The following is a 10307-nucleotide window of genomic DNA, read 5'->3' as shown; positions in this document are numbered from 1 at the left end:
AGCGAGAGCAGCTTGCCGGGCGTGGCCAGGCTCTGGAAGCGCTCGACCGAGATGAAGCCGTCGATCGTCTCGAGCTCGTCACGCAGCGACGCGGCGATGTCGAGATAGGCGTTCGCCTGGCCCTCGGCAGGTTCGGCCTCGAAGATCACCGCGATCATCAAGTCACCTTGCGCAGGAAGATGCGGTCCTCGCGCCGGATGAAGTCCGCGGCGCGGGCGAAGGCGAAATTCTCGCGCCCCACCGGATCGTCGCGCAGCCGCGCGCGATACGCTTCATAGGCGGCCAGGCTTTCGATATCGTAGAGGCCATAGGCGGTGGTCGCCGAGCCCTCGTGCGGGGCGAAATAGCCGATCAGCCCGGCGCCGCAGCGCGGGATCGCCTCGTTCCAGCCGCGGGCATATTGTTCGAACGCGTCGATGCGGAAGGGGTCGATCTGGTAGCGGATGAAGCAGGTGAGCATGGGTACCTCCTGCGCACGCGATAGCCGATTGTCTGTCGCCAATGCTTCGGCTATGACCGAACTATGCAGGACGGCCCTTCCATCTCGCGCGTCGCCGCGCTGATCGGCGATCCGGCGCGCGCCAACATGCTGGTTGCGCTGATGGACGGGCGCGCGCTGACCGTGAGCGAGCTCGCCGGCTGCGCCGGCGTGGCGTTGCCGACTGCTTCCGGACACCTTGCACAGCTCAGCGACGCCGGACTGGTGGCATGCGCGCGGCAGGGCCGGCACCGTTATTTCCGGCTCGACGACGGCGACGTCGCTGCGGCGATCGAGCTGCTGATGGGGATTGCCGAGCGCACCGGCGCCAAGCCGGTGCGGCCGGGTCCGCGCGACGCCGCGATGCGCGAGGCGCGAGTCTGCTACGACCATCTTGCCGGGGAACGCGCGGTGCGGCTGGCGGAGCGGTTCGTCGCGGACGGCATGGTGACGGCGGGTGAGGCGCCGCGGATCACGCAAGCGGGCCGGGCTCGGCTCGATGCGATCGGCGTGGTGCTGCCGTCGCGCGGCCGGCGTCCGGAATGCCGGACCTGCCTCGACTGGAGCGAACGGCGCAACCATCTCGCCGGGGCGTTGGGCGCGGCGATCCTCCGGCACGTGCTGGCACAGGGCTGGGCGAAGCGCGGGGCGGGCCGGGTGATCGCATTCGACGCCGCGGGTGGCGCGGCGTTCGATCGGGCCTTCGGCCTCTAGTGCGCCGCCATCTCTATCTTATCGCAGGCTTCGTCAGTCTCGGGCTGGCGGTGATCGGCGCGCTGCTGCCGGTGATGCCGACCACGGTGTTCGTGATCCTCGCCGCCTATTGCTTCGCGCGCAGCTCGCCGCGGCTCGAGCGCAGGCTGCTCGAGCATCGCCAGTTCGGTCCGCACATCATGCGCTGGCGCGCGCGCGGCGCGATCAGCCGTGCGGGCAAGAAGGCCGCGACTCTGGCCTTCGCGATCAGCATCGCCCTGGCCTTCGCCTTGACCAACATGCCTTGGCCGCTGGTCACGCTCGCCGCGGCGGTGATCGTCGGCGGCTGGATCTGGACTCGGCCGGAGGGCTAGCGTCCCACCGCATCGACCTTCGCTTCGTCATCCGCGCATGAGCCGGGATGGCGGGGGACGGCAATGGCCGCTGACCACCCATGGCTGTCTGCGATTGTTGGATACAAGTTGGATTTGACCTGCTTCACTCCGGCCGAATCGGAAGCTTCCCGCTCTTGGCCATCGTGACTCCAGCCGCCGCGCCACATCCGAAGTTCGCAAGGCCATGGCGCAGCGGCACGTGGCAAGGCACGTCGATAGTGTAAAGTCGGTGTAAACTTCCGCACCCGACCACGCCGCCCGCGCGCAAGAAAAACCCCGGTGGTCGTGGACCACCGGGGCTTCCGCATGCCCTCCCCGAGAAGAGAGGGTGACCGGCCTTGGTGCCTGTCAGGGGGGTGACACCCCGACCGGCACACGCTTAGCGAAGCAGCGAGAGAACGTTCTGCTGCGACTGGTTGGCCTGCGCCAGCATCGCGGTCGACGCCTGCGCCAGGATCTGCGCCTTGGCGAGCGCGGTCGTCTCGGCCGAGAAATCGGCGTCCTCGATCCGGCTGCGCGCTTCGGACAGGTTGCTCGTCGTGGTCGTCAGGTTGGCGACGGTCGATTCGAGGCGGTTCTGCACCGCGCCGAGATCGCCACGGCCGGCCGAGATCTCGGTCAGCGCGTCGTCGATCACCTTCATCGCGGCCGACGCGTCGGCCTGGGTCGCGATCGACAGATCGCTGCCCTTCGCCGAGTTGGCGGTGAGGCCGAGCGAGGTCAGCGCCGCGGTCTCGCCGCCGACGATGATCGTCTCGCCCGCAGCCGCGGTCAGCTTGACCTGGTTCAGCGCGACCGTGGATTCCACGTCTTCGGCGATCGCGAGGTCGGCGGTCGCACCGTCGGCGCGAACCTTGACCTTGGTCACGTCGGCAGCGGCTTCGACCAGGAAGTCGACTTCACCCGTGCTGACGATGTCGAGACCGTCGCCCGCCGCGTTGACCGTGACGGTAACGCCGGCGAGGTTCTTGCTGTCGATCTCGGCCTTGAGCGCCTCGTAGCTCCACGCGTCGGCGGTGGTGTCGGCGTCCGGACCGTCGACCGCACCCTTGCTGAGGTCGATCGCCGTGCCGTTGATCTTGAGCGCGCCGGTCGTGGTCGCCGAAGCGCTGTCGATCTTGAGCGACAGCTTGGTCTGCGCAGCGGCCGTCACCCCGGTCTCGCTGGTCGCGGCGTTGATCGCGGTCACCTTGTCGGCGATCGCGGTGCTCGCCTCGCCGTCGGCATCGACGCTCGCGCCGATCCAGGTGCCGTTGATCTGCAGCTGGTTCTTCCCGAAGCCCGCCGTGCCGACGGTGCCGACCACCGGACCCTCGACGCCGGTCTTGAGACCCAGCTTCTCGGCCGTGGTGTTGAGCATCGACAGCGAGATCGTCTCGCCGGCATTGATGCCGGTCTGCAGCGAAACGCTGCCGGTCTTGCCGTCGAGCAGGCTCACGCCGTTGAAGTTCGAGGTCTGCGCGACGCGGCCGACCTCGGCGATGAGCTGAGTCATCTCCGACTGCAGCGTCGAGCGGTCGTCGTCGCTCAGCGTGCCGTTCGCCGCCTGGGTCGAGAGCTCCTTCATGCGCTGAAGCATGTTGGTGACCTCGCCCAGCGCGCCTTCGGCGGTCTGGGCCAGCGAGATGCCGTCATTGGCGTTGCGGATGGCAACGGCCATGCTCTTCACCTGGCTGGTCATGCGGCTCGCGATGGCGAGGCCCGCAGCATCGTCCTTGGCGCTGTTGATCCGCTTGCCGGTCGACAGACGCTCCATGGCGGTCTGCAGCGACGAGGACGCCAGCTTGGACGCGTTCGCGGCGCGAAGGCTCGCGATGTTCGTTCCGATAACAGTCATGTCGTATCTCCGTTCAGTTCGGCGCCCCCGCGTACCCCCCTGAATGCGAAGGAACCCGAGCCGCCACAGGGGTGAACGGCAGGCTGAGACGGGGATTAAGCAGTTTTCTGAACCACGCCGGGTCAGCCCCTCGCGCGTACGCGGGAGAGCGCGCGCGGCAATCTGGAGCCGCTTCGGCCGATTTCTGCCACGTGGTTTACCAGTCGTTTACCATCAATCCTCCATTCAGCTCCCAACAGGGGGGTTTGAATGCAGACGATCTTTCCGTCGGCGGCGGTTCTCCGCCAGCACTATGCGCTGGTCTCGTCGCTCCGGGCGCAGGGGTTCACCATCGGCGCCGCCGACAAGGTGAAGCCGATGCCTGGCGATCTCTTCATGATCGTCGAGGGCGAGGCCCCGCCGGTCTCGGCGCGCACGCTGGTGCTGGCCGAGGGACCGGTCGAGGCGATTCCCTTTCATGACGGCAACCCCGCACGGCTGAGCTTCGGCCCCGAGGACGCTGCGATCGCCGGCGGCTTCGCCAGCGCGATGCTGCGCGGCGCGCATGCCCCGGTCGCGGCGGACCCCGAGAGCCTCGCGCTCTATGCGCTGGCCGAGCGAGTCGCCGCGGCGGACATCACCGTGCTGATCAACGGCCCGACCGGCACCGGCAAGGAAGTGCTGGCCAAGGCCATCCATATGGGTTCGACCCGCCGCGACGGCCCGTTCATCGCCGTCAATTGCGCGGCGCTGCCCGAGACGATGCTCGAGGCTTTGCTGTTCGGCCATGTGAAGGGCTCGTTCACCGGCGCCAACGCCGCGGGCGAGGGCTTCTTCCGCGCGGCGAACGGCGGCACGCTGCTGCTCGACGAGGTCGCCGAGATGCCCCTCGCGCTCCAGGCCAAGCTGCTGCGCGCGCTGCAGGAGCGCGAAGTGGTGCCGATCGGCGCGACCGTGCCCGAGAAGATCGACGTCCGCGTCATCGCCTGCGCCAACCGCGACCTCCAGGCCGAGGTGGCCGAGGGCCGCTTTCGCGCCGACCTCTACTACCGCCTTTCGGTCTTCCCGCTTTCGACCCGCCAGCTCGCCGAGCGCCCGGGCGACGTCGCCGCGCTCGCTTCGGCGATGGTGCTGCGCCATGCCGGCAATCGCGGCCGCCTCCCCTGGGTGACGCGGGAGGCGCTGGCGGTGCTCCAGGGTCATGACTGGCCGGGCAATGTGCGCGAGCTCGAGAACGTGATCCAGCGCGCGCTGCTGCTCTGCCCGGGCGACGCGATTCTCCCCGATCACCTGATCTTCGACCGTGCCCCCGCCGCCGCTCCGGCGCAGCAGGCCGAAGGCACGCTCAGCAACATCGTCCAGCTCAGCGAGTTCGCGGCGATCCGCGAGACGCTGGCGGCATGCGGCGGCAGCCGCGTCGAGACTGCGAAGCGCCTCGGCATCTCGGAGCGCACGCTGCGCTACCGCCTCGCCAAGGCGCGCGAGCAGGGTGAGGATATCGCGCGGAGGGCCATCGCATGAGCATCGGCGGTATCGGAGGCATTGGCGGAGGAGCCGGCGGGATCGACCGCGTCATGCAGCTCCGCGCGCAGATCCTCGAGCGCAACGAGGCGCTCCAGCGCGCGACCAGCGGCGCGGCGGCTCCGGCCGCGGCACCGGTCGGCCAGCCCGCCGGCCCGGCGAGCTTCGCCGACACGCTGGAAAGCGCGCTCAAGCAGGTCAATGGCGCGCAGAACCGCGCCAGCGAACTCTCCGCCGCCTACGAGCGCGGCGAGACGGTCGACATCGCCAAGGTGATGCTCGCTCGCCAGGAAGCGTCGGTGGGCTTCGAAGCGACGCTTCAGGTCCGCAACAAGCTTCTCACCGCCTATCGTGACATCATGAGCATGCCGGTCTGATCGCTATGAGCAACGCAGTCTCCGTCGCCGAACCCACCGCCCTCTCCGCGCCCGCAGGCGCCGGCGGCTTCGCCAATCCGCTGAGCCAGATGCGCTCGATCCTCGGCCAGCCCGCGATCAAGCGCAGCCTGCCGCTGATCTTCATGCTCGCGCTTGTCGGCGCCGCCGCGCTCGCCTGGATGGCGCTGTCGACGCCGCCGCAGCGCGTGCTGTTCGCCAGCCTGCCCGAAAGCGACAAGGCCGCCGTGGCCGAGGCGCTGACCGCGGCGAGCATCCCCAATGCGATCGATGGGGCAGGCTCGCTCACCGTCGCCGAGGACGATTATCACAAGGCGCGCATGCTGCTCGCCGGCCAGGGCCTGCCCAAGGCGGCGCCGGGCGGCTATGCGCTGCTCGACCAGCTGCCGATGGGCGTCTCGCGCGCCGTCGAGGGCGAGCGGTTGCGCCAGGCGCGCGAGACCGAGCTCGCCCGCTCGATCGGCGAGATCGACACCGTCGCCGAGGCGCGCGTGCACCTCGCCACGCCCGAGGCCACGGCGTTCGTCCGCGACAAGGCCGAGCCTTCGGCCTCGGTCATCGTCAAGCTCCAGCCGGGCCGCACGCTGTCCGACGCGCAGGTCCGCTCGATCGTCAACCTCGTCGCCTCGTCGGTGCCGGGAATGAAGGCCGAGGCGGTGACGATCGTCGATCAGGCGGGCGCGCTGCTCAGCAAGTCGGGCCAGGACGGCACCGCCGGCGACGCGCGCATCGATTTCCAGCGCCGCGTCGAGGACAAGTACCGCCAGCAGCTCGTGCAACTACTCACTCCGCTGCTCGGTCCAGGCAACTTCACCGCCGAGGTCCAGGCCGAGGTCGACCTCGACGAGAGCCAGGCGACTCGCGAGAGCTTCGACAAGACCGGCGCCGTGGTGCGCGCCGAGCAGGGCAACTGGACCGGCGCGCCGCGCGACGGGGCCAATGCGCCCGGCGGCATTCCCGGTGCGCTCTCCAATGTCGCCCCGGCGCCCGCCACGGTCGCCACGCCGACGCCCGAAGGCGCCGCGCCCGCGGCTGCCGCGGGGCAGCCGGCGGCGCCCGCCGCCGCGCCCGGCATGAAGCAGAGCGACAGCTTCGCGCGCAGCTACGACAACGCCAAGGAGATCTCGGTCACTCGCGCCGCGCCGGGCAACATCAAGCGGCTGTCGGTCGCGGTGCTGCTCAAGGAAGAGCCGGGCAAGCCGCGCGGCCAGGTCGAGATCCGCCAGATCGACGAGCTGGTCAAGGCGGCGGTCGGCTTCAATGCCGCGCGCCAGGATCAGGTGACCGTGGTCAGCCGCAAGTTCAGCTCCGCCGCCGACTCCAAGGACGAAGGTCCGGCCTTCTACGAGAGCGGCTGGTTCGCGATGATCGCGCGCAACGTCACCGCCATCGTGATCGCGCTGCTCGTGCTGCTGCTCGGCGTGCGCCCGCTCGCCAAGGCGCTGCTCAAGAAGCGCGAGGATGCGAACCGCGGTTCGTCGCTGCCGATGGGCGGCGCCGACGGCGTCGCGATGCCGGCCCCGGTCAGTGCCGAGATGCTCGGTGCGGGCGGCGTGCCGCTGGGGGAACGCGTCGGGCTGGTGCGTGACTTCACCCGCGACAACCCCGCGCGCGCCGCGCTCGCGGTGCGCGACATGATCAAGGCGGACGGCCGGTGAACGCGCCCCGCAACTTCAGCGGCGTCGAGCGCGCCGCCGTGCTGATGATGGTCGTCGGCGACGAGGAAGCCGCCGCGATCCTGCAGAAGCTCGATCCCGACGAGGTCCGCCAGCTCGGCACCGCGATGATGAGCGTCGCCGACGTCTCCGAATGGGAGATGGCGCAGGTCCTCGACGATTTCACCGGCCGCGCGCAGGAGCGCAGCGCGATCCAGTTCGATCCGCGCCCCAAGCTCGAATCGGTGGTGACCAAGGCGCTCGGCCCGGAGCGCGCGGGCAATGTGCTCGCGCGGATCCTGCCGCCCCAGCAGAATGAATCGATCGCCGCGCTCGCCTGGATGGACGCGCCGGAGATCGCGGCGATGCTCGAGGAGGAGCATCCGCAGATCGCCGCGGTGCTGATGGCGCATCTCGACCCCGCGGTCGCCGCGCAGGTGCTGGAGATGCTGCCCGAGGCGATTCAGCCGCAGGTGTTGCGCCGCGTCGCGCGCCTGGGGCCGGTGACTGCCGAGGCGATCGCCACGCTCACCGACCTGCTCGAACGCCATTCGAGCCAGCCGCGCCGCGTCGCCGGCGTGCAGATGGGCGGCACGCGCGAGGCGGCCAAGATCATGTCGTCGGCGAAAAAGATCGTCGAGCAGAAGGTGATGCCCAAGCTCGCCAAGATCGACCGCGAGGTCGCCAAGGCGATCGAGGAGGCGATGTTCGTGTTCGACAACCTGCTCGAGCTCGACGACAAGAACATGGGCACGCTGCTGCGCAACATCGAGAGCGACGTGCTGGTCCGCAGCCTCAAGGGGGTGGACGAGGCGGCGCGCAACCGCTTCCTCGCCTGCATGTCGAGCCGCGCGGCCGACACGATCCGCGACGAGATGGAAGCGCGCGGCCCGATGAAGCTCGCCGAGGTGCTCGAGGCACAGAAGGTGATGATCGGAATCGCTCGCCAGTTGGTCAAGGACGGCACGATCACGATGCCGGGCGGAGGCGGGGACGACGATTATGTCTGATGCCGCAAGCTTCGTTCCCGGCCTCGCCGCGCGCAGCGCGGGGATCGCCGAGGCGCTGCAGCGCGCCTTCGCTCCGCCCGAGGCATTCGCCCCGCGGGAGATCGGGCCGCGCAACGCCGCACCGGTCGAGCCCAGGCACTTCAGTCCCGCCGAGCCCGGCCGCAGGCCGACCGAAGGCTGGGATCCGTTCGATCCCGAGCCGGCGCCCGAGCCCGGGGAATTCGTCGACCCGATCGCGGCGGCTCGCGCGGCCGGCTATGCCGAAGGGCTCGCCGCAGGCCGCGCCGAGGCCGATGCCGCGTCAGCTCAGCAGGCGGCGTTGCTCCAGCAGGTCAGCGACGCGCTGGCGCAGGGCGCGCATTTCGACCGCGAGCGCATGGCCGGCCATCTGCGCCAGACCGTGCTTCACCTCGTCACCAAGATGATCGGCGAGATGGGCGTCGCGCCCGACGTGCTCGCCGCGCGGATCGAGGCCGCGACCGACATGCTCGCCGACAGCGCCGAATCGGCGATCCTGCGCCTTCATCCGGACGATGTGGCGCTGGTCCAGCGGCATCTGCCCAACACCATCTTCCCGATCGGCGACGCCAATGTCACGCGCGGCGGCTTCGTCATCGAGAGCGCCTCGACCATCGTCGAGGACGGCCCCGACATGTGGCTCGAGCAGCTCGCGCAGGCGATCGACCGCGTTCCGATCCCGCCTGCCGTCTGAGAACGCCGCATGTACAACAACTTCACCGCCGACTATCTCGACGGCCTCGCCTGCCACGATTTCCGCCCGCAGCCCAAGGTCTCGGGCCGCCTGTCGTCCTATGACGGGCTGCTGATGGAGGCGGTCGGCCTCTCGCTGCCGGTCGGCACGGTGTGCGCGATCGGCGTCGGCGCCAATCGCGTCGAGGCCGAGGTGATCGGCTTTCGCGGCGGCAAGACGCTGCTGATGAATCTGGGCGGGCCAGCCGCCCTGCTGCCCAACGCGCCGGTGCGCCCGGTCGGCCCGCCGGGCGAGGCCGAAGTCGGTCCGGCGATGCTCGGCCGCGTGGTCGACGGCGCGGGCAAGCCGATCGACGGACTCGGCCCGATCCGCGGCGCGGGGAAATGGCCGCTTGCGGGGAAAATCCAGTCGCCGCTCGACCGCGGCCGCGTGCTCCAGCCGCTCGATGTCGGGGTGCGCGCGATCAACGGCCTGCTGACGATCGGCCAGGGCCAGCGCGTCGGCATCATGGCCGGATCGGGCGTCGGCAAGTCGGTGCTGCTCGGCATGATGGTGCGCGCGGCGAAGGCCGACGTGATCGTCATCGGCCTGATCGGCGAGCGTTCGCGCGAAGTGTCCGACTTCCTCGAGACCAAGGTCGCGGGCGAAGCGCGCGCGCGCTCGGTCGTGGTCGCGGTCCCCGCCAACCACTCGCCGGTGCTGCGCATCCGCGGCGCGCTGCGCGCCACCGCCATCGCCGAAGCCTTTCGCAACGAAGGCAAGAAGGTCCTGCTCATCATGGATTCGCTGACTCGTGTCGCGCACGCCGGCCGCGAGATCGGCCTGGCGCTGGGCGAGCCGGCCTCGGCGCGCGGCTATCCGCCCTCGGCGATCGCGATGCTGCCGAGCCTGATCGAACGCGCGGGCACCGACGTGCACACCGGCGGCTCGATCACCGCGATCTACACCGTGCTCGCCGATGGCGACGACGGCAACGACCCCGTGGTCGATTCGGCGCGCTCGATCCTCGACGGGCATATCGTGCTGAGCCGGGCGCTGGCCGAACGCGGGATCTATCCCGCGATCGACCTCGGCCCCTCGGTCAGCCGCGTGATGACCGACATCGCCGACAGGGAGCATGTCGCCGCGGCGCGCGTGCTGCGCCGCCACCTCGCGACGTATGAGGAGAATCGCGACCTGGTGCTGATGGGTGCCTATCGCGCGGGCGCCGACCCGGCGATCGACGCGGCCATCGCCTGCCACGATGCGGTGCTCGACTATATCCGCCAGGCCTATGACGAGACGGTCAGCCTCGAAGAGGCGGTAACGGAGCTGGTCGGCGTCTTCGGCGATGCGTAGTTTGAAGGCGGCGCGAGCCCGCTCCTCCACCCGGTCTCCCACAAGGTACTCTCACCGGGTGGCCGGGTGGGGGAGCGGGCTGGTGCCGGACTCCCCCCAAAATGCCTGACAAGCACCAGAAGAAGCTCGGCCGGTTGCTGCGCGTCCGCACGCTGCAGCTCGACATGGTGCGTGCGAGCGAGGTGGCGGCACGTGCGAAGGTCGATAACGAGGAAGCGCTCCGCGCGCGCATCGCCCAGCTCGCCGAGGGCGTCGCGCCGACGCCCGCGCCCAAGCCGGGCAGCGCCACCAGCC

Annotated in this window: 10 protein-coding genes and 3 pseudogenes; 9 read left to right on the top strand and 4 right to left on the bottom strand. The window is 70.0% G+C overall.

The window, feature by feature from the left end:
• Positions 1-158, bottom strand: a 158-nt coding sequence (locus tag ABDV68_RS15735; protein ID WP_343521048.1) for an antibiotic biosynthesis monooxygenase, incomplete at its 3' end; no start/stop codon positions are given.
• Positions 158-460 carry an NIPSNAP family protein gene (locus tag ABDV68_RS15730; RefSeq protein ID WP_343521047.1) on the bottom strand — a complete coding sequence of 101 codons (303 nt, stop codon included), beginning with the start codon at positions 458-460 and terminating at the stop codon, positions 158-160. The genes ABDV68_RS15735 and ABDV68_RS15730, both read right to left, overlap by 1 nt.
• A gap of 63 nt (positions 461-523) precedes the next feature.
• Here ABDV68_RS15730 and ABDV68_RS15725 point away from each other — a divergent pair, with 63 nt between their 5' ends.
• Positions 524-1192: a helix-turn-helix transcriptional regulator gene (locus ABDV68_RS15725; protein WP_343521046.1), complete on the top strand. Its 669-nt coding sequence runs from the start codon at positions 524-526 to the stop codon at positions 1190-1192.
• Positions 1192-1545 carry a YbaN family protein gene (locus ABDV68_RS15720; RefSeq protein ID WP_343521044.1) on the top strand — a complete coding sequence of 118 codons (354 nt, stop codon included), beginning with the start codon at positions 1192-1194 and terminating at the stop codon, positions 1543-1545. Before ABDV68_RS15725 ends, ABDV68_RS15720 begins: the two co-directional genes overlap by 1 nt.
• Before the next feature lie 400 nt (positions 1546-1945).
• Here ABDV68_RS15720 and ABDV68_RS15715 read toward each other — a convergent pair.
• Both ABDV68_RS15715 and ABDV68_RS15710 read right to left on the bottom strand, forming a co-directional pair.
• Positions 1946-2200: pseudogene (locus ABDV68_RS15715) on the bottom strand (flagellin); the annotation flags it as partial.
• Between the two features lie 795 nt (positions 2201-2995).
• Positions 2996-3403 (bottom strand): annotated as a pseudogene (locus ABDV68_RS15710) (flagellin protein FlaA); the annotation flags it as partial.
• Between the two features lie 249 nt (positions 3404-3652).
• On the opposite strand from ABDV68_RS15710, the gene ABDV68_RS15705 reads away from it, so the two are divergent.
• The 7 genes and pseudogenes from ABDV68_RS15705 to ABDV68_RS15675 form a co-directional block, all read left to right on the top strand.
• Positions 3653-4903, top strand: coding sequence for a sigma 54-interacting transcriptional regulator (locus ABDV68_RS15705; RefSeq protein WP_343521043.1), 1251 nt, complete (start codon positions 3653-3655; stop codon positions 4901-4903).
• Positions 4900-5280: a flagellar hook-basal body complex protein FliE gene (gene fliE, locus ABDV68_RS15700; RefSeq protein WP_343521042.1), complete on the top strand. Its 381-nt coding sequence runs from the start codon at positions 4900-4902 to the stop codon at positions 5278-5280. The genes ABDV68_RS15705 and fliE overlap by 4 nt, the downstream gene beginning before the upstream one ends.
• A gap of 5 nt (positions 5281-5285) precedes the next feature.
• Positions 5286-6956 (top strand): flagellar basal-body MS-ring/collar protein FliF, encoded by a 1671-nt coding sequence (gene fliF / locus ABDV68_RS15695; RefSeq protein ID WP_343521041.1) that lies wholly within the window; start codon positions 5286-5288, stop codon positions 6954-6956.
• Positions 6953-7963: a flagellar motor switch protein FliG gene (fliG, locus tag ABDV68_RS15690; RefSeq protein ID WP_343521040.1), complete on the top strand. Its 1011-nt coding sequence runs from the start codon at positions 6953-6955 to the stop codon at positions 7961-7963. The genes fliF and fliG overlap by 4 nt, the downstream gene beginning before the upstream one ends.
• Entirely contained in the window at positions 7956-8675 is a 720-nt protein-coding gene (locus ABDV68_RS15685; RefSeq protein WP_343521039.1) for a FliH/SctL family protein, read from the top strand. The genes fliG and ABDV68_RS15685 overlap by 8 nt, the downstream gene beginning before the upstream one ends.
• A 9-nt stretch (positions 8676-8684) precedes the next feature.
• Positions 8685-10013 carry a FliI/YscN family ATPase gene (locus ABDV68_RS15680; protein ID WP_343521038.1) on the top strand — a complete coding sequence of 443 codons (1329 nt, stop codon included), beginning with the start codon at positions 8685-8687 and terminating at the stop codon, positions 10011-10013.
• A 101-nt stretch (positions 10014-10114) separates the two neighbouring features.
• Positions 10115-10307: pseudogene (locus ABDV68_RS15675) on the top strand (hypothetical protein); the annotation flags it as partial.

The organism is Sphingomonas sp. (genome assembly GCF_039595165.1).
Classification (GTDB): Bacteria; Pseudomonadota; Alphaproteobacteria; order Sphingomonadales; family Sphingomonadaceae; genus Sphingomonas.
This window is presented reverse-complemented; position numbering and strand designations above follow the sequence as displayed.

Bases quoted from the DNA above. Each gene is read 5' to 3' on its own strand.
- ABDV68_RS15730 (WP_343521047.1), bottom strand. From the start codon at position 460: ATGCTCACCTGCTTCATCCGCTACCAGATCGACCCCTTCCGCATCGAC.
- ABDV68_RS15725 (WP_343521046.1), top strand. From the start codon at position 524: ATGCAGGACGGCCCTTCCATCTCGCGCGTCGCCGCGCTGATCGGCGAT.
- ABDV68_RS15705 (WP_343521043.1), top strand. From the start codon at position 3,653: ATGCAGACGATCTTTCCGTCGGCGGCGGTTCTCCGCCAGCACTATGCG.
- fliE (WP_343521042.1), top strand. From the start codon at position 4,900: ATGAGCATCGGCGGTATCGGAGGCATTGGCGGAGGAGCCGGCGGGATC.
- fliF (WP_343521041.1), top strand. From the start codon at position 5,286: ATGAGCAACGCAGTCTCCGTCGCCGAACCCACCGCCCTCTCCGCGCCC.
- ABDV68_RS15685 (WP_343521039.1), top strand. From the start codon at position 7,956: ATGTCTGATGCCGCAAGCTTCGTTCCCGGCCTCGCCGCGCGCAGCGCG.
- ABDV68_RS15680 (WP_343521038.1), top strand. From the start codon at position 8,685: ATGTACAACAACTTCACCGCCGACTATCTCGACGGCCTCGCCTGCCAC.